This is a genomic window from Micromonospora sp. DT62 (assembly GCF_049847285.1).
Taxonomy (GTDB): Bacteria; Actinomycetota; Actinomycetes; order Mycobacteriales; family Micromonosporaceae; genus Micromonospora; species Micromonospora reichwaldensis.
This window is the reverse complement of the sequence record NZ_JBNCOB010000011.1, coordinates 47,629-67,880: the sequence shown is the minus strand read 5'-3', so window position 1 is coordinate 67,880 and position 20,252 is coordinate 47,629. Positions and strand designations below refer to the sequence as shown.

At 73.1% G+C, this 20,252-nt stretch carries 21 protein-coding genes and 1 pseudogene; 7 read left to right on the top strand and 15 right to left on the bottom strand.

The features are described from left to right. Nucleotides 1–9 precede the first annotated feature (9 nt). From ACPXCB_RS17305 to ACPXCB_RS17290, 4 genes and pseudogenes are all read left to right on the top strand, one after another. Nucleotides 10–1,482, top strand: a complete 1,473-nt coding sequence (locus tag ACPXCB_RS17305) for a 3' terminal RNA ribose 2'-O-methyltransferase Hen1 (protein WP_425876579.1) — start codon at nt 10–12, stop codon at nt 1,480–1,482. After that, a complete protein-coding gene (locus ACPXCB_RS17300; RefSeq protein ID WP_425876577.1) occupies nt 1,479–4,004 on the top strand; it encodes a polynucleotide kinase-phosphatase in 2,526 nt (841 codons plus the stop codon). The genes ACPXCB_RS17305 and ACPXCB_RS17300 overlap by 4 nt, the downstream gene beginning before the upstream one ends. 43 nt (nt 4,005–4,047) lie before the next feature. Next, nucleotides 4,048–4,170, top strand: a pseudogene (locus ACPXCB_RS17295) (acyl-CoA thioesterase domain-containing protein); the annotation flags it as partial. A gap of 153 nt (nt 4,171–4,323) precedes the next feature. Continuing rightward, nucleotides 4,324–5,037 (top strand): DedA family protein, encoded by a 714-nt coding sequence (locus ACPXCB_RS17290; protein ID WP_425876759.1) that lies wholly within the window; start codon nt 4,324–4,326, stop codon nt 5,035–5,037. 58 nt (nt 5,038–5,095) lie between these two features. Here ACPXCB_RS17290 and ACPXCB_RS17285 read toward each other — a convergent pair whose 3' ends face one another. The 13 genes from ACPXCB_RS17285 to clpB form a co-directional block, all read right to left on the bottom strand. Then, nucleotides 5,096–5,473 carry an ArsR/SmtB family transcription factor gene (locus tag ACPXCB_RS17285; RefSeq protein ID WP_007454255.1) on the bottom strand — a complete coding sequence of 126 codons (378 nt, stop codon included), beginning with the start codon at nt 5,471–5,473 and terminating at the stop codon, nt 5,096–5,098. A 57-nt stretch (nt 5,474–5,530) separates the two neighbouring features. After that, the gene (locus ACPXCB_RS17280; RefSeq protein ID WP_121397268.1) at nt 5,531–6,070 is read right to left on the bottom strand and encodes an orotate phosphoribosyltransferase; all 540 of its coding nucleotides are present in this window, start codon (nt 6,068–6,070) and stop codon (nt 5,531–5,533) included. 169 nt (nt 6,071–6,239) lie between these two features. Then, complete coding sequence (locus tag ACPXCB_RS17275) at nt 6,240–7,049, bottom strand: SDR family NAD(P)-dependent oxidoreductase (RefSeq protein ID WP_425876575.1); 810 nt, start codon at nt 7,047–7,049, stop codon at nt 6,240–6,242. Continuing rightward, nucleotides 7,046–7,720 (bottom strand): hypothetical protein, encoded by a 675-nt coding sequence (locus ACPXCB_RS17270; RefSeq protein ID WP_425876573.1) that lies wholly within the window; start codon nt 7,718–7,720, stop codon nt 7,046–7,048. The genes ACPXCB_RS17275 and ACPXCB_RS17270 overlap by 4 nt, the downstream gene beginning before the upstream one ends. 72 nt (nt 7,721–7,792) lie before the next feature. Beyond that, a complete protein-coding gene (locus ACPXCB_RS17265) occupies nt 7,793–8,638 on the bottom strand; it encodes a hypothetical protein (protein WP_425876571.1) in 846 nt (281 codons plus the stop codon). Between the two features lie 113 nt (nt 8,639–8,751). Continuing rightward, the gene (locus ACPXCB_RS17260; protein WP_425876569.1) at nt 8,752–10,323 is read right to left on the bottom strand and encodes a polyamine aminopropyltransferase; all 1,572 of its coding nucleotides are present in this window, start codon (nt 10,321–10,323) and stop codon (nt 8,752–8,754) included. Then, complete coding sequence (locus ACPXCB_RS17255) at nt 10,320–11,051, bottom strand: hypothetical protein (RefSeq protein ID WP_425876757.1); 732 nt, start codon at nt 11,049–11,051, stop codon at nt 10,320–10,322. The genes ACPXCB_RS17260 and ACPXCB_RS17255 overlap by 4 nt, the downstream gene beginning before the upstream one ends. A 71-nt stretch (nt 11,052–11,122) precedes the next feature. Next, nucleotides 11,123–11,545 carry a DUF350 domain-containing protein gene (locus tag ACPXCB_RS17250; RefSeq protein WP_357580595.1) on the bottom strand — a complete coding sequence of 141 codons (423 nt, stop codon included), beginning with the start codon at nt 11,543–11,545 and terminating at the stop codon, nt 11,123–11,125. Nucleotides 11,546–11,576: 31 nt separating this feature from the next. Beyond that, nucleotides 11,577–12,002, bottom strand: a complete 426-nt coding sequence (locus ACPXCB_RS17245; protein WP_151457283.1) for a DUF4247 domain-containing protein — start codon at nt 12,000–12,002, stop codon at nt 11,577–11,579. Beyond that, entirely contained in the window at nt 11,999–12,505 is a 507-nt protein-coding gene (locus ACPXCB_RS17240) for a DUF2617 family protein (protein ID WP_425876567.1), read from the bottom strand. The genes ACPXCB_RS17245 and ACPXCB_RS17240 overlap by 4 nt, the downstream gene beginning before the upstream one ends. After that, nucleotides 12,505–13,131: a DUF4178 domain-containing protein gene (locus ACPXCB_RS17235; protein ID WP_151457285.1), complete on the bottom strand. Its 627-nt coding sequence runs from the start codon at nt 13,129–13,131 to the stop codon at nt 12,505–12,507. The genes ACPXCB_RS17240 and ACPXCB_RS17235 overlap by 1 nt, the downstream gene beginning before the upstream one ends. 138 nt (nt 13,132–13,269) lie before the next feature. Next, nucleotides 13,270–13,647 carry a hypothetical protein gene (locus tag ACPXCB_RS17230; protein ID WP_425876565.1) on the bottom strand — a complete coding sequence of 126 codons (378 nt, stop codon included), beginning with the start codon at nt 13,645–13,647 and terminating at the stop codon, nt 13,270–13,272. Nucleotides 13,648–13,826: 179 nt separating this feature from the next. Then, nucleotides 13,827–16,418, bottom strand: coding sequence for an ATP-dependent chaperone ClpB (clpB, locus tag ACPXCB_RS17225; RefSeq protein ID WP_425876563.1), 2,592 nt, complete (start codon nt 16,416–16,418; stop codon nt 13,827–13,829). Nucleotides 16,419–16,665: 247 nt separating this feature from the next. Between clpB and ACPXCB_RS17220 the strand changes: the two genes are divergently transcribed. The 3 genes from ACPXCB_RS17220 to ACPXCB_RS17210 all read left to right on the top strand — a co-directional run bounded on the left by ACPXCB_RS17220 (nt 16,666) and on the right by ACPXCB_RS17210 (nt 19,005). Next, nucleotides 16,666–17,166, top strand: coding sequence for a cation:proton antiporter regulatory subunit (locus ACPXCB_RS17220; protein ID WP_311410086.1), 501 nt, complete (start codon nt 16,666–16,668; stop codon nt 17,164–17,166). 7 nt (nt 17,167–17,173) lie between these two features. Then, nucleotides 17,174–18,379: a cation:proton antiporter gene (locus tag ACPXCB_RS17215; RefSeq protein ID WP_425876561.1), complete on the top strand. Its 1,206-nt coding sequence runs from the start codon at nt 17,174–17,176 to the stop codon at nt 18,377–18,379. Nucleotides 18,380–18,573: 194 nt separating this feature from the next. Next, nucleotides 18,574–19,005, top strand: a complete 432-nt coding sequence (locus ACPXCB_RS17210) for a hypothetical protein (protein WP_425876559.1) — start codon at nt 18,574–18,576, stop codon at nt 19,003–19,005. A gap of 181 nt (nt 19,006–19,186) precedes the next feature. On the opposite strand, the gene ACPXCB_RS17205 is transcribed toward ACPXCB_RS17210, so the two are convergent. Further along, nucleotides 19,187–19,396: a hypothetical protein gene (locus tag ACPXCB_RS17205; protein ID WP_425876557.1), complete on the bottom strand. Its 210-nt coding sequence runs from the start codon at nt 19,394–19,396 to the stop codon at nt 19,187–19,189. A gap of 410 nt (nt 19,397–19,806) precedes the next feature. Next, complete coding sequence (locus ACPXCB_RS17200) at nt 19,807–20,247, bottom strand: heat shock protein transcriptional repressor HspR (RefSeq protein ID WP_121399143.1); 441 nt, start codon at nt 20,245–20,247, stop codon at nt 19,807–19,809. Nucleotides 20,248–20,252: the final 5 nt, after the last annotated feature.

Genomic DNA, 20,252 nt, shown 5'->3' with positions numbered 1-20,252 from the left:
CATGGGCGCGTGCTGCTCACTCTGACCACCACGCACCAGCCGGCCACCGACCTCGGGCACCTGCTGGTCAAGCACCCCGACCGCGCGCACTCCTTCGACGTGCCGGTCGGCACCGCGCACGTGTTCTACCCGGAGGCGGACGAGCAGCGTTGCACCGCCGCCCTGCTGCTCGACGTCGACCCGCTGCGGCTGGCCGGCGCGCGGGGCCGCGGCCGGCAGCAGGCGCCGACCCCGGACAGCTTCACTCTCGGGCGGTACGTCAACGACCGGCCCTACGCGGCGTCCAGCCTGCTCTCCTCCGCGCTGTCCAAGGTGTACCGCTCGGCTCTGCGCGGCGAGTCCCGCGAGCGCCCCGAGCTGGCCCGTACGCCGATCCCGCTGGAGGTGCGGGTGCCGGTGCTGCGCTGCCGAGGCGGCGCGGACGTGGCGGTCCGGATGTTCGGCCCGCTCGGCTGGGCGGTGACCGCCGCCCCGATCCCGCTCGACGAGCGGCACCCGGAGTGGGGCGACAGCCGGTACGTCGACCTGACGCTGAGCGGCACGCTGCGCGTCGCCGACGCGCTCAACCACCTCTACGTCCTGCTGCCGGTGCTGGACGACGCCAAGCACTACTGGGTCGCCCCGGACGAGGTCGACAAGCTGCTGCGGGCCGGCGAGGGCTGGCTGGCCGACCACCCGGAGCGCGACATGATCAGCCGCCGCTACCTGGCGCACCGGCGCGCGCTGGCCGGGCTGGCCCTGGCCCGCCTGGCTGAGCGACGCCCGACCGACGAGCCGGCCGCCGACGGGACGACCGCGGACGGGGGGACCGGGGACGGCACGACCGCGGACGGGGCGACCGGGGAGCGCGGGCAGGTCTCGGCCCGCCGGGCGTCACTGGCCGCGCGCCGGCGGGAGGCGGTGCTCGGCGCGCTGGCCGGTGCGGGCGCGAGCCGGGTGCTGGATCTCGGCTGCGGCGGCGGCGCCCTGCTCGCCGCGCTGGTCGGCGACCGCCGGTTCACCGAGATCGTGGGCACCGACGTGTCCACGCACGCGCTGGCCCTGGCCGCCCGGCGGCTGCGGCTGGACCGGCTGCCCGAGCGGCAGCGGGACCGCATCCGGCTCTGGCAGTCGGCGCTGACCTACCGGGACGACCGGCTGTGCGGGTACGACGCGGCGGTGCTGATGGAGGTGATCGAGCACGTCGATCCGCCCAGGCTGCCGGCGCTGGAGGACGCCGTGCTCGGTCACGCCCGTCCGGCGACCGTCGTGGTGACCACGCCCAACGCCGAGTACAACGTCCGCTACGAGGGGCTGCCCGCCGGGCGGTTCCGGCACGCCGACCACCGCTTCGAGTGGACCCGCGCGGAGTTCGCCGCCTGGGTCGACCGGGTGTCCACCACGTACGGCTACACCCCCGCGATCAGCGGGATCGGGGACGACGATCCCGAGGTCGGCGCCCCCACCCAGCTCGTCGTGCTGACCCGGAAGGAGAACCCGTGACCACCCTCGACATCCCCGAGCTGGCCCTGGTCGCCCTCGTCGGCGTCTCCGGCTCCGGCAAGTCCACCTTCGCGCGCCGGCACTTCGCGCCCAGCCAGGTGCTCTCCTCCGACACGTTCCGGGCGATGGTCGCCGACGACGAGAACGACCAGTCCGCCTCCGCCGACGCCTTCGACGCGCTGCACCACGTCGCCGCCACGCGGCTGCGGCGGGGCCGGCTCACGGTGGTCGACGCGACCAATCTCCAGCCGCACGCCCGGGCGGGCCTGGTGCGGGTGGCCCGCGAGCACGACGTGCTGCCGGTGGCCGTCGTGCTGGACGTGCCCGAGGCGCTGGCGTGGGAACGCACCGAGGGCCGCGCCGACCGCACCTTCAACCGGCAGGTGCTCGCCCGGATGCAGCGCGACCTGCGCCGGTCGTACAAGCTGTTGGCCCGGGAGGGCTTCCGCAAGGTGCACGTGCTGCGCGGCGTCGAGGAGATCGACGCCGCCGAGATCCGCTACGAGAAGCTGTTCAACGACCGGCGCGAGCTGACCGGGCCGTTCGACATCGTCGGGGACGTGCACGGCTGCCGCGCCGAGCTGGAGGCGCTGCTCGTCCGGCTCGGCTGGGAGCTGCGCCGCGACGAGCGGGGCCGGCCGATGGACGCGACGCACCCGTCGGGGCGTACCGCCGTCTTCGTCGGTGACCTGGTGGACCGCGGGCCGGACTCCCCCGGCGTGCTCCGCCTGGTGATGGGCATGGTCGCCGCCGGGCACGCGATCTGCGTGCCCGGCAACCACGAGCAGAAGCTGCTGCGCCGGCTGCGCGGCCGCGAGGTGCGGCTCACCCACGGGCTGGCCGAGACGATGGAGCAGCTGGCGGCGGAGCCGGACGCCTTCGTGGCCGAGGTGGCGGGCTTCATCGACGGCCTGACCAGCCACTTCGTGCTCGACGGCGGCCGGCTGGTGGTCGCGCACGCCGGGCTGAAGGAGGCCTACCAGGGCCGCGCGTCGGGCCGGGTGCGCTCCTTCGCGCTGTACGGCGAGACCACCGGCGAGACCGACGAGTACGGGTTGCCGGTGCGCTACCCGTGGGCGCGGGAGTACCGGGGTTCGGCGATGGTGGTCTACGGGCACACGCCGGCCGCCGTGCCGGAGTGGGTGAACAACACCATCTGCGTCGACACCGGCTGCGTCTTCGGCGGCCGGCTCACCGCGCTGCGCTACCCGGAGAAGGAACTGGTCTCGGTGCCGGCGGAGCGGGAGTGGTACGCCCCGGTCCGCCCGCTGGCCGCCGCGCCGGCCCGACCCGACCAGGTGCTGGAGCTGACCGACGTGACCGGCCGGCGGCACGTCGAGCACCCGTACGGGTCGCTGACCGTGCCGGCGGAGAACGCGGCCGCCGCGTTGGAGGTGATGAGCCGCTTCGCGGTCGACCCGCGTTGGCTGGCCTGGCTGCCGCCGACGATGGCGCCCTGCTCGACGGCGACGGCGGGCGGCTTCCTGGAGCACCCGGCGCAGGCGTTCGCCGACTACCGCGCGGCGGGCGTGGACCGGGTGGTCTGCGAGGAGAAGCACATGGGCTCGCGGGCCGTGGTGCTGGTCTGCCGGGAGCCCGACGGCGGGCCCTTCGGCCCGGGCTGCGGGGTGGTGCACACCCGCACCGGCCGCCCGTTCTTCGGCGCGCCGCTCGACACCGAGCTGCTCGACCGGGTGCGCGCGGCGGTCGGCGGGGCGGGGCTCTGGGACGAGCTGGGGACCGACTGGCTGCTGCTCGACTGCGAGCTGCTGCCCTGGTCGGCGAAGGCGGGCGGGCTGATCCGCGAGCAGTACGCCGGGGTCGGCGCCGCCGGCCGGGCCGCCCTGCCGGCGGCGCTGGCCGCGCTGGAGGCGGCGGCCGGGCGGGGCCTGCCCGTGGGCGAGCTGCGTGACCGGATGGCCCGTCGCCGCGACGAGATCCTGGCCTACTCGGACGCCTACCGGGCGTACGTGGGGCCGACCGACGGGCTGCGCGGGGTGACCCTGGCCCCGTTCGCGGTGCTGGCCGGCGCGAAGGCCAGCTACGCCGACCGGGACCACGGCTGGCACCTCGGGCTGGCCGACCGGCTCTGCGCCGCCGACCCGGAGTTCTTCACGCCTACCCGCCGCCAGGTGGTCGACCTGGCCGATCCGGCCGCCGAGGTGGCGGCCACCGAGTGGTGGCTGGCGCTGACGGCGGACGGCGGTGAGGGCATGGTGGTGAAGCCGTACGCCGGCCCGGCCGCCCGCACCGAGCGGGGTTCGCTGCTCCAGCCGGGCATCAAGTGCCGGGGCCGGGAGTACCTGCGGATCATCTACGGTCCCGGCTACGACGAGCCGGAGCAGCTGGCCGCGCTGCGCCGCCGGTCGCTGGGGCGCAAGCGGGGGCTGGCGCTGCGCGAGCACGGGCTGGGCCTGGCGGCGCTGGACGCACTGGTCGCCGGCGCTCCGCTGTGGCGCCGGCACGAGTTGGTCTTCGCGATCCTGGCCTGCGAGTCCGAGCCGGTCGACCCCCGGCTGTGACGAGGCGCCGACGGGTGACGGCGGTCGGCGGCGGCCGTCACCCGTGACCGCCCGCGTGTCGGTGGACATCCTGCGCCCGGTGCCGGTGGCGGAGCTGACGCTGCGGGTCCGTACGGTCCGGGCCGGCCGCCGGATCACGCTGGTGGAGGGGGTCGCGGAGGCCGGCGGGCAGGAGGCGGCGCGGCGGCCCGGTGCGGATGTGCCTGTCCGGCCGGGGTGGCACCGCCTCGCGCGCTGTGACGTCGAGCACCGGGCCGGTCGGCGGCCACCTAGACTACGGACGTTCCGTCCCCGACCGGCATACATCGGAGGTCGCCTCGTGCCGACGCCCACCACCACCCTGGCCCTGGGGCCGAGCTGGCTCGATCCAGAGGTGTTGATCTCGACGTTCGGGCTGATCGGCATCCTGGTGATCGTCTTCGCCGAGTCCGGCCTGCTGATCGGGTTCTTCCTGCCGGGCGACTCGCTGCTGTTCACCGCGGGGCTGCTCACCGCGGACGGGAAGTACATCACGTACCCGCTGTGGCTGGTCTGCCTGCTCATCACCATCGCGGCGATCGCCGGCGACCAGGTCGGGTACGCGTTCGGCCGCAAGGTCGGCCCGGCGCTGTTCCGCCGGCCGAACTCGAAGCTGTTCAAGCAGGAGAACGTGCTGAAGGCGCACGAGTTCTTCGAGAAGTACGGCGCGCGCTCCATCGTGCTGGCCCGCTTCGTGCCGATCGTGCGGACGTTCACGCCGATCGTGGCCGGGGTCAGCCGAATGAACTACCGCACGTTCGTGATCTACAACGTGATCGGCGGCGTGCTCTGGGGCACGGGCGTGACCGTGCTCGGCTACTTCCTCGGCCAGATCCCGTTCGTCAAGGCGAACATCGAGATGATCCTGATCGGCATCGTGCTGATCTCGGTCGTCCCGATCGCCATCGAGCTGCTCCGGGCATGGCTGGCCGCCAGGCGCGGCACCACCGCGCAGGAACGGGCCGCCGCCGAGGAGGCGATCCAGGAGACCCGCGAGCACTACGGCAAGCACTGACCGACCGGCCGTCCGGTGCCGTCCCCGGTGGGGGATGGCACCGGACGATCGGTGAAGGTCAGCGCGCCTTCTTGGTGGCGCGCTTGCGCGGCGGGGTCAGCAGATCGGCGATCGTGGCGATCGCCGACGGCACCAGCCGGTAGTACGCCCAGACACCGCGCTTCTCCCGCTCCAGCAAGCCGGCCTCGGTGAGGATACGCAGGTGGTGACTGACCGTCGGCTGCGAGAGGCCGAGGGGTGCGGTCAGGTCGCACACGCACGCCTCGCCCTCGGGCGCCGACTGGATCAGGCTGAGCAGCCGAAGTCGAGCAGGGTCGGCGAGGGCCTTGAGGACCCCTGCCAGACGCTCGGCATCGGCACGTTCGATCGGCTCGCCGGCAAGCGGCGAGATCTGAGGCATAGTCATTTCGGCCAACGCAGTTCCCACGTATTCCATCCTTCCACCAGCAGCATCGATCCGCCTGCATATCGGCGGATCCGAATCGGCAGACTTTTACGCCACAAGGCCGAGGTCAGCCAACGTATAGGCCGCTCGATACGGCAATCCGGCGGCTCGCACCGCGTCGCCGGCGCCTCGATCAACAATAACCGCCACACCCACGATCTCGGCCCCGACCTCGCGAAGGGCCTCGACCGCCGTCAACACACTTCCCCCGGTGGTGGAAGTGTCCTCCACCGCCAACACCCGCCGGCCGGCCACGTCCGGCCCTTCGATCCGGCGCTGGAGACCATGCGTCTTACCCGCCTTGCGGACCACGAACGCGTCCACCGGACGATCGGTCCCGGACGCGGCGTGCACCATCGACAGCGCCACCGGGTCGGCGCCCAGGGTCAGCCCGCCCACCGCGTCGTACTCCCAGTCGGCCGTCAGGTCACGCATCACGCGCCCCACCAACGGAGCGGCCTGGTGATGGAGCGTGACGCGACGTAGATCGACGTACCAGTCGGCCTCGCGGCCTGAGGAGAGCACCACCCGGCCGTGGACCACCGCCAGGTCAGTGATGAATTTACGCAGGTCGTCGTGGTCCCCCATGCCGATAGAGGGTACTGCTCAAGTCTGGGAGTCGCGTGCGGGGTCCACCGGGATCAGCCCTGGGGGCGACCGACGGGTGGCGATGTCCGGCTACGCTGAGCGACCGTTCAGCCGGACATATCGGACGATCGACGGAGATCGACGGGCCGAGTCGGCCGCGACCCGCCGCTCAGCCGCCGTCGCGGCCGATCCGGCCCCGGGTGTCCCGGGACACCGCCTCCAGCAGCCGCCGAGGCGCGTGCCGCAGCCCCGCCACGGCGAGCTTGTACTTCCACGCGGGAACGCTGACCAGCTTGCCTTTCCGCAGGTCACGTAGGGCTTCGTCGACCACGTCGTCGGCCCGCAGCCACATCCACTCCGGCGTCTTCGACATGTTGATGCCGGCGCGCTCGTGGAACTCCGTACGCGTGTAGCCGGGGCAGAGCGCCATCACGCGTACGTCGAAGGGCCGGGCGGACTGGCCGACGGACTCGCTGAAGTTGGTGACCCACGCCTTGCTGGCGGAGTATGTCGAACCCGGCATGACCGTGCCGAACCCCGCCACTGAAGAGACATTTATCACTGCCCCACGGCGCCGCTCGGTCATCGGACGCAGGGCCGCGAGGGTCAGCCGCATCACGGCGTGCACGTTGAGCCGCAGCAGCCGCGCCTCGTCCTCGGCGGAAGAGCGCAGGAACGGGGTGTTCAGGCTGATCCCGGCGTTGTTGATTAGCAACTCGATCGGCGACCCCTCGGCCAGCCGCCGCTCCACCGTCGCGCAACCGTCGTCGGTGGACAGGTCAGCCGGGAGCGTCTCGACCTCCCGGCCGTGCCGCCCGGTCAGCTCCGCGGCCGTCGCGGCCAGCCGGTCCGCGTCCCGGGCCACCAGCACCAGGTGCCAACCGTCGGCGGCCAGCCGGCGGGCGAAGGCGGCACCGATGCCGGCGGTCGCTCCGGTGATCAGGGCCCGCCGCTCGCTGGCCGACTGGTCGAGCGTCACGGGCGGTCCTCACTCGGCAGGTACGGGGGCGCGGGCGGCTGGTGCGGGGGCTGGACGGGTGGCGGCGCGGGCGACGCCGGAGGGTATTGCGGGGCGGACGGCGCGGGCCGCCGACGGAACCAGGCGCCCGCCGCCGGCAGTGCCAGCAGCACGGCTACCACAAGGTAACCGAGCACCTGGCCGACGGAAAGCCCCGCGCCCAGCGGAATCCACCAGGACGGGTAGGCGTCGGCGAGGAGGCCGAGGAGTTCCGCCGTCGCCCGCTCGTCGTCGCCCGACCCGAGCGGAGTGGCGCGCTGGCCGACCAGCAGCGCGAGCCCGCAGCACCCGGCGATCAGCCCCAGCCCCGAGACCACCCAGGTCGCGGTGCGGGCGCCGTCCCGGCCGGCCCGCAGGCCGAGGGCGAGACCGGCGAGGAGCAGCCCCGCGAGCAGGCTCACCACCGCCGTCAGCACGGTGGACACGCCCAGCAGGGTGACCGTCCCGTCGATCTGGTCCGGGAGCGCCGACGTGTCCGCCGCGGCGGCGCGGAACCGGTCGACGGTGCCGCCCCGGATCGCCACACCGGCGGCAGCGTACACGAGGGCGGCGACCGCCATCAGCGCCAGCAGCGCCACGGCCGCCGTGACGACGGCCGGACGGCGGGCCGGTGCCCGATCGGGGTACGACACGACGAGTCCCTCCGGTAGGCATCGGGTTGCAACCTACTCGGAGGGACCGTCGGCGTCGCTGTTATCGACCGGTCAACTCACCGGCGGCGGGGTCGGCCCGGGACGGTCCGACCCGGGCTGCTCGCCACCCGGGTTCGACCCCGGCTGGCCCGGCTGGTCCCCGCCGTACGGCGTGGACGGCGGCTGGTCGCCCGGGGCCGGCGGGTAGCCCGGCTGGTCGGACGCCTGCGGCTGGCCCGGCGTGGGCGGGTACCCCGGCGTGGGCGGGTAGCCGGGCTGGCCGGACTGCGGGTAGCCGGGCTGGCCACCGGACTGCGGGTAGGCCGCACCCGGGACCGGCGGCTCCCAGCCCTGCTTCGGCTTGCGGAAGAACTCGTTGGCCTTCGGCAGCGCCAACAGGATCAGCGCGGCGAGCAGCGCGAGCAGCCCGAGCACGCTGAGCAGCGTGGTGACCGGGGTGAACCAGCCGGGCAGCGCCTCGTCGAGGCGGCGCTGGATCTCCTCCGCGCTCGGCGCGTTGCCGGTCGTCTGACCGGTGCCCAGTCCGCCGCCCGCTCCGCTGACCAGTCCGCCGCCCGTGCAGCAGACCATGATGCCGCCGATCACCCAGGTGGTGATCCGCGACCCGTTGCTGCCCCGGTTGTTGAACACCCCGAGCACGGCCAGCACGACCGCGAGCAGGAGCACGAAGATGGCGCCACCGATGGTGATCATGGTGGTGATGTCGGCCAGGTTCTGCGTGCCGTTGGCGTCGGTGCCCCGGTACGCCTCGTCGAGCACCTTCGAGATGGTGCCGACGGTGGAGAGCGTGATGATGAGGCCGATCAGCTGGGTGAGCGCGAACAGCCACAGCAGATACGTGGATATGGTCACCACACCCGGCCGGGTGCGGGCCGGCGTGTTGTGGGAATCGACCATGATTCTCCTTCCCTAGATCGCGGTCACACCGTATCCAGGTCGAGCCAGTCCGGCACGTCAGACGGGCATTGACCCGCCGGGACGGCGGCGATCGCGGGGCCGCGGGCGGCACCTCAGTAGCCGCGCCACTCCGCGCGGGCGTACTCCAGCACGTGGGGCTGGAGCAGGGTGGAGGCCGGCACGTCCACCCGGCCCCGGTCGGCGGGGAAGGACCCGGCGGCGGAGAGCGTCGCCGCGTCGAGGAAGCGCAGCGCGGGCGCGTCCGGCGGCAGGGCCAGGGCGGGCGCGGTCGGGCCGGGGGCCGCCAGCAGGAAACCCCAGTCGCCGAAGGACGGCACGTCCACGTGGTACGGCGTGGTGGCGAAGCCCGCCTCGCGCAGCGACGCCTCGATCGACCAGTACGACCGGGGCGCGAAGTACGGCGAGCCGGACTGCACCACCAGCCGGCCGCCCTCGGCGAGCACCGCCCGTACCAGCGCGTAGAACTCGACCGTGTAGAGCTTGGCGGTGGCCGTCTCGTCGGGGTCGGGCAGGTCCGCCACCACCGCGTCGAACCGGTCGGGGGCGGTACGCAGCCAGGCGAACGCGTCGGCGTGCACCACCCGCACCCGGGGGTCGTCGAGCGCCCCGCCGTTGAGCCGGCGCAGCTGCGGCTCGCTGCGGGCCAGCGCCACCACCGCCGGGTCCAGGTCCACCACCGTGATCCGCCGGACGTCCGGATAGCGCAGCAGCTCGCGTACGGCGAGACCGTCCCCGGCGCCCAGCACCAGCACCTCGCCGCGCGGGCCGTTCAGCACCGGATGCACCAGCGCCTCGTGGTAGCGGTACTCGTCGACCGAGCTGAACTGGAGGTCGCCGTTGAGGAAGAGCCGCAGGTCGGTGCCGGCGCGGCCGGTCTCGGCGACCGAGCGGGTCAGCACGATCTCCTGGTAGCGGCTGCGCTCGGAGTGCACCACCGGATCCCGGTAGAGCTGCTGGCGGGCGGTCAGCTCGAAGTCGTGCGCGGTCACCCACGCGTACCCGAGGCTGAGGAAGACCACGACGCTGCCGGCGCCGAGCGCGACGCGCGCCCGGCGGCTCAGCTCCCGCCGGAAGACCGTGCAGACCAGTGCGAGCCCGGCGACGGCGTTCACCGCGCCGACCACCAGCGCGCCCTTGAGCAGGCCGAAGACCGGCAGCAGCAGGAACGGGAAGGCCAGCCCGCCGAGGAGCGCGCCGACGTAGTCGGCGGCGAACAGGTCCGCCACCGCGCTGCCGGCCGCCTGCTCCCGGATGCGTTGCAGCAGCACCATCAGCAGTGGAATCTCCGCGCCGATCAGCAGGCCGAGCACGAAGGCGGTGGCGACCAGCGCCGGGCCGTAGAGGTCCAGCCACGCGAAGGCCGCGTAGAGGCCGAGCACGGAGAGGCCACCGAGCAGGGCCAGGGCCAGCTCGATCGCGGCGAACGCGGGGGCGGACCGGGGCTGCAGGGGCTTGGCGGCGAGCGCGCCCACACCCATCGCGAACACCATCACGCCGAGCACGATCGACGCCTGCCCGACCGTGTCCCCGATCAGGTAGCTGCCCAGGGCCACCAGGGCCAGCTCGTAGACCAGGCCGCAGGCGGCACAGACGAAGACCGCGACGAGCACCGCCGCGCGGGACAGCCGCCACCGCGCGGGCGGTGCCGGCGCGTCGACGGTCACCGGCCCTCCGGCGTACGGGCGAAGGCCCGGGAGTTCCTCGTCCGCCCCTGCCGTTCGGCCTCCGTGCGGCGCTGTCGGCCGCGCTGCCAGAAGCCGACGGCGAACAGCAGCGCGGTGAACAGCAGCAGGCCGACCGCGGCGAGCAGGTAGCCCCAGCGGTCACGCCAGAGGTCGCTACCGGCGTCCGGCAGCGGTGGCGCGTCGGCCGTCGCGGCCGCCGGGGTCGCAGCCGGCTCCACCACCCCCGCCTCCGCGGCGAGCAGCGGCAGCGAGACGGCGGCCCGGGTGACGGCCCAGCCCGGCTCGTCGACGAAGGCGTCCTCGGTCAGCCCGAGCCGCTCCAGCCCGCTCTGCATCCGCAGGCGGGCGGTGGCGGAGACGTCGTCGGAGGTTTCCACCGTGATGCGGGCGAAGTCGTTGCTCTCGCTGCTCTCCGGCGTGTAGGCCACCCGGGCGACCACCTGCACCCAGCGCGGGCAGGCCGAGTTCTCCTCGACCGCCACCCCGTCGCCGAGGTTCGACCCGACGCTCAGCTCGGTGTAGCCGTAGTAGTCCTGGAGCACCCAGCCGTAGCAGATGCCCTGGCTGGCGCTGGCGTGTTGCAGGATCGGCACGGTGTCGCCGCGTTCCTGCGAGGTCGGCGGCAGCACGTCGTCGCCTCCGTCGCGGCTGTTGACCACGCCGATGCCCACGCAGCACAGGAAGGCCACGCCGACGATCACCCAGATGACCCAGCTGCCGCTCTTCATCGGGCCTTCGCGCGCCGGTCGCGGCGCGACGGGATGCTTCGCCGTGGTCATCAGCTGATGGCGGCGGCGATGATCGCACCGGTGGCGAGGTGCACGACGGCGGAGACCCAGACCGCCGGGTGCGGCTGCTGGTCGACCAGGATCTCGCCGAGCTTGCCCGGCGTGGCGACGTCGAGCAGCACGAAGGCCGCCGCCATGATCACCAGGCCGAGGATCCCGTACGCGGACGCGCCCACGATGCCGAGCGCGAAGTCGTCCTCGCTGGCGGCGATGGCGGCGACCACGATGATGCCGACGCCGGCGAGGTTCGAGGCGAGCAGCAGCGCCGCGTTGCGGTTGCGCTCGGTCCAGATCAGCTGGTTGAGCTTGCCGGGGGTGGCGAGGTCCACGAGGACGTAGCCGATGCCCATCAGCAGGACACCGACCGCCCCGTAGGCGAGGGTGACCAGCAGATCGGTGACGAGGGTCTGCACAGGAGGCTCCAGGGTGAGGGTGGTCGGTGCGTCACTTGCCGCTGCCGGGGCCGCCGCCCCGGACGGTGCTGCCACGGCCCCAGCCCCAGTGGGAGCCGACCGTGGAGTGGTAGCGGGGATAGGCGGTGCTCATGCGCTCCAGCAGGATCACCGAGCCGGCGGCGATCGGCAGGATCACCACCGAGTCGTCGTCGTAGCGCAGGTAGACGCCGCTGCCGTCGACGTACTGGTCGGCCGGCTGCCACGCGTCGGTGACCTCCTTCGCCACCTGGCTCGGCGACCGGGGCGAGGTGTAGGCGACGGCGTTGCGGCCGATGTCCCGGCTCGCCGCCCGCTTGTACTTGTCCTCGACGTAGCCGCGCGGCGAGAAGCTGCCGTAGAAGATCGCGAAGGCGGCGACCAGGGCGCCGATGACGGCGAACGCCACCCCCACCACGAACCAGCGTCGGTACGTCATCGCAGTGCCACCACCGTCTCGGTCAGGACCAGCTCGTTGGTCTGGGGATACGCGTGCCAGGTGCGCCAGGCGAGGGTGCCGGCCGGCGGGTCGGGGCGGACCGCCAGCGCGGTCACCGCGTCGACGTCGCCGGGGAACACGCCCACCAGCGCGTACGGGTCGTCGGCCAGGTCGGCGCGGAGGGCGGCCACCTGCTCGCTCAGCCCGGTGCCGGCGGGCCGCAGCACGGTCGCCGTGAAGTGGTAGCCGCTCGCCTCGTCCCGCACCGCACCGGGCAGCTCCGGCGGGCGGCCGGGCAGGCAGGCGACCGTCTCGGTCAGCGCGGCGCCGGGCGCGTGCAGGACCACCTGGTGCGAGGCGCCGAGCAGCCGCAGCCGCAGCCGGACGCCGTCGGGCAGGTCGAGGTCGAGCACGTGCAGCGCGGGCCGCTCGACGTCGTCGAGCGCCAGGCTGAGGTCGGCGGCGCTGGTGTCGACGTACGGGGCATCGAGGGTGACGAGCATCAGCCCACCTCGGACTGCGGATAGATCATCACGTCGCCGCGGTGCAGCAGCTCACCGAGCGCCACCTCCCAGCCCGCCTCGCCGTACGCCTCGAAGGAGAGCCGGGCGCCGCCGGGCGCCTGGTAGTCGTGGTACCGCATCGTGCCGGTCGGGTCGAGCCCGGTGTTGCCGACGGCGGTGAAGCGGGCCTGGCCGGACTCGTTCCAGTTGTAACGGCGTCCGGCGAAGTCGATGGTCGGGGCGCCGGGGGTGACGGTGGCGCCCTGCTCGGCCCCCCAGAGCACCAGTTCCAGCTCCGGGTCCTCCTCGACGGAGAGCCAGCGCCGCACGCCGCCGGCGTCGTCGAGCAGGTGCTCGGCCCAGCTCCAGCCGCCCTCGACGAGGCGGATCGAGCCGCGCACCGCGTACGACACGCCCCGGATCTCGACGATGTCGCCGGGCTTCAGCCGGCGCGGGTCACCGCGCAGCGCGTCGGCGTCCCGGTCCCGCAGCGGGTCACCCGGCCCCTTGGCCCGTTGTTGCGGGCGGGAACGCGTCCGGTTCCAGACGACCGCGGCCACCACCAGGCCCGCCACTCCGACCAGACAGCCCACCGTTGCCAGCACGTACGCGAGCGTTCCGCTCAACCCGACCACCTCCCCAGGTACGTCGGCGCAGACGGTAACAACCCCGCGCACCTGGGGAAAATGCCTGGTCGGGGAGTGAGAGGCCGGTTACGCCACGTGCCCGGCGACCGCCCTCCGCCGGGCCCGCCTTTCGAGGCTCTACGGCCCGTCGGGGCGGTCCGTGGCGTACTCGCGCAGGGTGGTGCGGCCCATGACGCAGCCCGTGAAGGTGCCGAGCTCGGCCGGGTCGTCGCGCAACGCCGTCCAGGCGGCGCGCCCGGCGGTCGGGTCGACGCGCTCCAGCAGCGTGGCGGCGTAGACGCGCCCGGCCGGGGTGCCCTCGGCGAGCAGCCGGTCGAGCTGTCCACGCAGGTCCTCGGGATCGTCGCCCAGCGCGGCCTCGACCCGCCGGTACGCCTCGGTCACCGGCAGCAGCGTCCCGGCGATCCCCACCCCACCGAACGCCACCGTCTCGGCCCGTCGCAGCTCGTCGAAGGCCGCCTCGACCTCCCGCTCCCGATCCTTGTTCCGCCCCATCCCAAACATCCTCCACCCCTCCCCCTCTTCCCACCCACCCCACCCACCCCACCCCCTTCCCCACCCACCCCCGCCCCACCCTGTTGATCATGAAGTTGTTGCCCGCCAAATCGGCGTGTCGCGACAACAACTTCATGATCAACGCGACTGGGGGAGGGGGTGGGGGAGAGGGGGGTGGGTTAGGCCGGGGTGATTGTTAGGGCGTCGGTGGTGGGTGCCAGGTCGACCCTGACCGTGTCGCCGTCGCGGATCTGGCCCGACAGGAGTGCCTTGGCGAGTTGGTCGCCGATCGCCGTCTGGACCAGGCGACGCAGCGGTCGGGCGCCGTAGATCGGGTCGTAGCCGTGCTCGGCGAGCCAGACCCGGGCCGGCTCGGTGATCTCCAGACCGAGGCGGCGGTCGGCGAGACGCTTCCGCATCCGCGTCAGCTGGATGTCGACGATGGCCCGCAGGTCGTCCCCGAGCAGCGCGGCGAAGACCACGATGTCGTCGAGACGGTTGAGGAACTCCGGCTTGAAGTGCGAGCGGACCACCGCCAGGACGCCCTCCCGGCGCTGCTCCTCGGCCAGCGTCAGGTCGCCGATCACCGACGAACCCAGGTTGGAGGTGAGGATCAGGATCGCGTTGCGGAAGTCCACCGTACGGCCCTGCCCGTCGGTGAGCCGGCCGTCGTCGAGCACCTGGAGCAGGATGTCGAAGACGTCCGGGTGTGCCTTCTCGACCTCGTCGAGCAGGATCACCGAGTACGGCCGGCGGCGTACCGCCTCGGTGAGCTGACCGCCCTCCTCGTAGCCGACGTAGCCGGGCGGGGCGCCGACCAGCCGGGCGACGGAGTGCTTCTCGCCGTACTCGCTCATGTCGATGCGGACCATGGCCCGCTCGTCGTCGAAGAGGAACTCGGCGAGCGCCTTGGCCAGCTCGGTCTTGCCGACGCCGGTCGGGCCGAGGAAGAGGAAGCTGCCGGTCGGGCGGTCGGGGTCGGCGACGCCGGCCCGGGCGCGGCGGACCGCGTCGGAGACCGAGCCGACCGCCTCGGCCTGACCGACCACGCGGGTGCCGAGCGACTCCTCCATCCGCAGCAACTTGGCGGTCTCGCCCTCCAGCAGCCGGCCGGCGGGAATGCCGGTCCAGGAGGCGACCACGGCGGCGATGTCGTCGGCGCCGACCTCCTCCTTGAGCATCGCGCCCTCGGCCTGGAGCCGGGCCAGTTCCTCCTCGGCCTGCTTCAGCTCGGCCTTGAGGGCGGGAATCCGGCCGTAGCGCAGCTCGGCGGCCCGCTCCAGCTCGCCGTCACGCTCGGCCCGCTCGGCCTCGCCGCCGAGCCGCTCCAGCTCCTCCTTGGCCGTGGAGAGCTTGGTGATGTGGCTCTTCTCCAACTGCCAGCGCTCCGACAGGACGGTGAGCTGCTCGCGCTTGTCGGCCAGCTCCTTGCGCAGCCGCTCCAGCCGCTCGGCGGAGGCGGCGTCCGGCTCCTTGGCCAGCGCCATCTCCTCGATCTCCAGCCGGCGCACCGCCCGCTCGATCTCGTCCACCTCGACGGGCCGGGAGTCGATCTCCATCCGGAGCCGGGACGCGGACTCGTCGACCAGGTCGATCGCCTTGTCCGGCAGGAACCGGTCGGTGATGTAGCGGTCCGACAGGGAGGCGGCGGCGACCAGGGCGGCGTCGGTGATCCGTACGCCGTGGTGCACCTCGTAGCGCTCCTTGAGGCCGCGCAGGATGCCGATGGTGTCCTCGATCGTCGGCTCGCCCACCAGCACCGGCTGGAAGCGACGTTCCAGGGCCGGGTCCTTCTCGATGTGCTCGCGGTACTCGTCCAGCGTGGTCGCGCCGACCATCCGCAGCTCACCGCGGGCCAGCATCGGCTTGAGCATGTTGCCGGCGTCCATCGAGCCCTCGCCCTTGCCGGCGCCGACGACGGTGTGCAGCTCGTCGAGGAAGGTGATGACCTGCCCGTCGGAGTTCTTGATCTCCTCCAGGACGGACTTCAGCCGCTCCTCGAACTGGCCGCGGTACTGCGCGCCGGCGACCATCGCGCCGAGGTCGAGCGAGACGAGCTTCTTGTTCCGCAGCGACTCCGGTACGTCGCCGGCGACGATCCGCTGGGCCAGGCCCTCCACGATGGCGGTCTTGCCGACGCCCGGCTCGCCGATCAGCACCGGGTTGTTCTTGGTACGCCGCGACAGCACCTGGATCACCCGACGGATCTCCGAGTCCCGGCCGATGACCGGGTCGATCTTGCCGTCGCGGGCGCTGGCGGTCAGGTCCACGCCGTACTTGGCCAGGGCCTGGTAGGTCTGCTCGGGGTCGGCGCTGGTGACCCGCCGGTCCCCGCCGCGTACGGACGGGAAGGCGGCGACGAGCGTCTCCTCGGTGGCACCGGCCGACTTCAACGCGTTCGACACCGCGCCGCCCACCCGGGCCAGGCCGGCGAGCAGGTGCTCGGTGGAGGTGTACTCGTCGCCGATCGGCCGGGCGATCTGCTCGGCGGCCCCGATGGCGTTGACGAACTCCCGGGCCAGGGTCGGCTCGGCGATGCTGGAGCCCCGCGCGGCGGGCAGGCCGTCGACCGAGCGCTGGGCCGCCCGGCGCAGCTCGCCGGGGTCGGCCCCGACGGCGCGCAGCAGGCCAGCAGCGGTCGAGCCGTCGGTGTCCAGCAGTGACAGCAGCAGGTGCCAGGGCTCCACGGTGGCGTGGCCGCGCTGGTTCGCCAGCGCGACGGCACCGGTGATGGCCTCGCGGCTCTTGGTGGTGAGACGTTCCGTGTTCATGGGCTCCCCCGGATCGGCGTGTCCACTGGAAAGGACACAACCAGAGTTGAGCCTATTCCGCTCAACCCTGACCACGTGAGCTGAATCACACGCGTCCCGCCCAGTGGCCGGACTCGCACCGGCCACCGGTCCGGCCCTGGCGAGCCGAGCCGTCCGCGTCCGTGGCGGAGAAGCACTGACAGATCACTCAGCGACAGGCGGCGTCCTGACTGGATCCGCAGGTGACGGCGGGGAGTAGCCTGACCGCGTGCGCGTACGTGTCGAACAGACCGCCCTGCCTGGCATCGGGGTCCGTCACGATCTGCTGACGGAATCCGGCCGCCGCCTCGGCGTCGTCTCCCACCGCAATGGCCGCCGTGACCTCGTCCTGTACGACCCGGACGATCCCGACTCATGTCAGCACGACATACCGCTGACCGACGACGAGGCGGAGGCGCTCGCCGACATCCTCGGGGCGTCCCTGATGCTGGGCCAGCTCTCCGGGCTGCGCGACCAGGCCGCCGGTCTGCTCACCGAGCAGATCGCCATTCCGGCCGGGTCGAAGTACGTCAACCGGAAGCTCGGCGACACGCAGGCACGCTCCCGTACGAGCGCCTCGATCGTCGCGGTGCTGCGCCACGGCGAGGTGATCGCCTCGCCGGACCCGTCCTTCCGCTTCGCGGCCGGTGACGTGGTGGTCGTCGTCGGGACCCGCCAGGGCCTCGACGGCGTGACAGCCATCCTCGCCGACAGCGACCCGGACGGCTGAGGCGCGGATGCACCACACGACAACACTGCTCATCGAAGTCGGTGCGCTGCTGTTCCTGCTCGGCCTGCTGGGCCGGCTCAGCCGCCGGATCGGCCTCTCACCCATCCCCCTCTACCTGCTCGCCGGGCTCGCCTTCGGGCATGGCGGCCTGCTCCCCCTCGCCGCCAGCGAGGAGTTCTTCGCGGTCGGCGCCGAGATCGGCGTGATCCTGCTGCTGGTGATGCTCGGCCTCGAATACTCGGCCAACGAGCTCGTCGGCAACCTGCGCGCCGCGGCCCCCGCCGGGCTGATCGACGGGCTGCTCAACGCGCTGCCCGGGGCGGCGTTCGCACTGCTGCTCGGCTGGGACTGGATCGCCGCCCTGGTGCTCGCCGGCATCACCTGGGTCTCCTCGTCGGGTGTCATCGCCAAGGTGCTCGCCGACCTCGGTCGCCTCGGTAACCGGGAGACGCCGGTGATCCTCTCGGTCCTGGTGATCGAGGACCTGGCCATGGCGCTCTACCTGCCCCTGCTGACTGCCGTGCTGGCGGGCACCGGCCTGCTCGGCGGCGGCATCGCGCTCGGCGTGGCGGTCGGCACCGTGCTCCTGGTGCTGGTGGTCGCCATCCGGTACGGCAAACTCATCTCCACCGCCATGTCGGCGAAGGACCCGGAGGCGCTGCTGCTCGGCGTACTCGGGATGACCCTGCTGGTGGCCGGCATCGCGGCGAAGCTCCAGGTGTCGGCGGCGGTCGGGGCGTTCCTGGTCGGCATCGCGCTCTCCGGGCCGGTGGCGCACAACGCCACGGAGCTGCTCACGCCGCTGCGTGACCTCTTCGCGGCGGTCTTCTTCGTCTTCTTCGGCCTGGTCACCGATCCCCGGGACATCCCGCCGGTGCTGCTGCCCGCGCTCGCGCTGGCCATCGTCACCATGGCGACGAAGACCCTCACCGGCTACCTGGCCGCCCGCCGGGTCGGCATCGCCGAACCCGGTCGATGGCGCGCCGGCCTGGCCCTCGTGCCACGGGGCGAGTTCTCCATCGTCATCGCGGGCCTCGCGGTGGCAGCCGGCAGCGTCGAGCCGAAACTGGCGGCGCTCGCGACGGCGTACGTGCTGATCACCGTGGTGACCGGGCCGATGCTGGCGCGGCTGCCCGACTTCGCGTGGTTCAAGCGCTGGCTGCGGCAGCGCGGCGCCGCGCAACGGGCCCAGCCGGCACCCGTCGCGGACTGATCGACGTTGGCCGAGGGCCGCATCGACCGAGGGCCGCATCGACCGTACGGTCGGGGCGGCCCTCGGCCAACGGATGCCGAATTGCTCCGCGCGGGGTCTACCGCCGATCAGCGCTCCGGGTTACCGTTTCGCCCCAGCAGCCAGAGCTCGCGGGTGGCCGACATCCTCGCGGGCTCAGAGCGGAAGGTTGGCCGGTGAGCGTGCAGGAGTCGACGTTCCACGGCTTCGCCAACCCCGTCGACCCGACCCCCGCCGAGTTGCGGGCGTGGGCCTACCAGCCGAACTCCGTACCGCTGGCCTCGATGCCACCGGACTGGGACCTGCTGGTCTCCGGCGACCGGCTGGTGGCGGTGCTCTTCGGCCTGGCGATGGACCCGGCCTGCCCGGCGCGCCGGTTCGCGCTGCACTGCCTCTACATCTACGCCGCCGACGGCATCCGGACGAACTTCCGCGCCCACCCGAAGCGGCGCTTCCGCAAGCTCGTGGAGCAGGCCGAGCGCGACGGCGACGACCTGATGCGCACCTGGGCGTACAACAGCCGGGTGCTGCTGGCCCGCCCGGAACTCTTCGTCTACCGGGACTGGTGCGAGGGCGGCCTGGTCCGGGAGAACCGCCGCATCGCCTGAGCAACGCAGGCACTCTTCGACGACGAACGGGCCGGGCCCCCGCACGGGCGTCCCGGCCCGCACCTCCGACGACGAACGGGCCGCGGGCCCCGCACGGAGCCAACGAGCGTCCCGGCCCGCGCCCCCGACGACGAACGGGCCGGGGCCCCCCGTGGGTCCCGGCCCGCACGTCGGCGGAACGTCAGTGCTCCGATCCGCCCTGTTCGCGGCGTCTCGCCTCGTCACGTCCCTGCTCGGTGCCGTGGTCGGCCCGGTCGGCGTACGCGCCGTTCTTGACCTTGTCGGTGAAGCGGCCCTCGGTGACCCGGTCGAATCTCTCCCGGACGTTCTTCGCCACCTCTTCGAGCCGTTCCTCCGCCTGCTGGGCAACCTTCCTCGCGGCTTCCGTCATGGCTCCCCCTGCCATTGGAGTCCGGATTAAGCGGGTTGGACCTGATTCGCAGATTAGCGGATCCGGTGCCGCCCCCGCCGGCAAACCCGCAACCGCGACGGGTGGAACACCAGGGGTGTCATCCGGGGGCGGAGACACCCCTGGTGTTCCACCCGTGGCTCAGGCGGAGCGGTGTTCGGCGTTACGTCGGACGCGATGCGCCGGAAAGGCCTGCCCCGCCGGCGACGCGGACGGTGCGGCGACCGGCGACAGCGACAGCGGCAGCGACCGACGGCGGCACACCCGGGGCCGGGAGCGGCAGCGACCGACGGCGACGGCGACAGCGGCAGCGGCACACCCGGGGCGGGGGCCGGGAGCGGAAAGACGACCGCGCCCGGCCGCGGGAAAGCGGCCGGGCGCGCGAGGTGTCGTCAGCGCTCGGGGCCCCGGCGGGGACGCCAGACCACCAGCGCGGTGGAGGTGCGGTTGGTCGGCACGAGGTCGCTGCCCGGGAAGCGGGCCAGCGCCTCCAGTTCGGCGATCCGCCGGTACGCGGCGTCCAGCTCCGCCTCCAGCCGGGCCACCCGCTGCTGCGCCTGCTCCAGCAGCCGCTCCAGCCCGATGATCCGCTTGACCCCGGCCAGGTTGATCCCGTCGTCCTGGCTGAGCCGCTGCACCTCGCGCAGCAGCACGACGTCGCGGACGCTGTAGCGGCGCCCGCCGCCGGCGGCACGTCCCGGCTGGACCAGACCCAACCGGTCGTACTGGCGCAGGGTCTGCGGGTGCATCCCCGCCATCCGCGCCGCCACCGAGATCATCAGCACCTTGGCCTCGTAGGCAGGGTCACCCGAGCCGACGAACTCGTCCGACATCCCGC

Excerpts from the sequence above, each read along its gene's own strand:
- ACPXCB_RS17285 (WP_007454255.1), bottom strand. The coding sequence starts at position 5,473 with ATGGAATACGTGGGAACTGCGTTGGCCGAAATGACTATGCCTCAGATC.
- ACPXCB_RS17280 (WP_121397268.1), bottom strand. The coding sequence starts at position 6,070 with ATGGGGGACCACGACGACCTGCGTAAATTCATCACTGACCTGGCGGTG.
- ACPXCB_RS17265 (WP_425876571.1), bottom strand. The coding sequence starts at position 8,638 with ATGGTCGATTCCCACAACACGCCGGCCCGCACCCGGCCGGGTGTGGTG.
- ACPXCB_RS17245 (WP_151457283.1), bottom strand. The coding sequence starts at position 12,002 with ATGACGTACCGACGCTGGTTCGTGGTGGGGGTGGCGTTCGCCGTCATC.
- ACPXCB_RS17240 (WP_425876567.1), bottom strand. The coding sequence starts at position 12,505 with ATGCTCGTCACCCTCGATGCCCCGTACGTCGACACCAGCGCCGCCGAC.
- ACPXCB_RS17230 (WP_425876565.1), bottom strand. The coding sequence starts at position 13,647 with ATGGGGCGGAACAAGGATCGGGAGCGGGAGGTCGAGGCGGCCTTCGAC.
- clpB (WP_425876563.1), bottom strand. The coding sequence starts at position 16,418 with ATGAACACGGAACGTCTCACCACCAAGAGCCGCGAGGCCATCACCGGT.
- ACPXCB_RS17215 (WP_425876561.1), top strand. The coding sequence starts at position 17,174 with ATGCACCACACGACAACACTGCTCATCGAAGTCGGTGCGCTGCTGTTC.
- ACPXCB_RS17205 (WP_425876557.1), bottom strand. The coding sequence starts at position 19,396 with ATGACGGAAGCCGCGAGGAAGGTTGCCCAGCAGGCGGAGGAACGGCTC.
- ACPXCB_RS17200 (WP_121399143.1), bottom strand. The coding sequence starts at position 20,247 with ATGTCGGACGAGTTCGTCGGCTCGGGTGACCCTGCCTACGAGGCCAAG.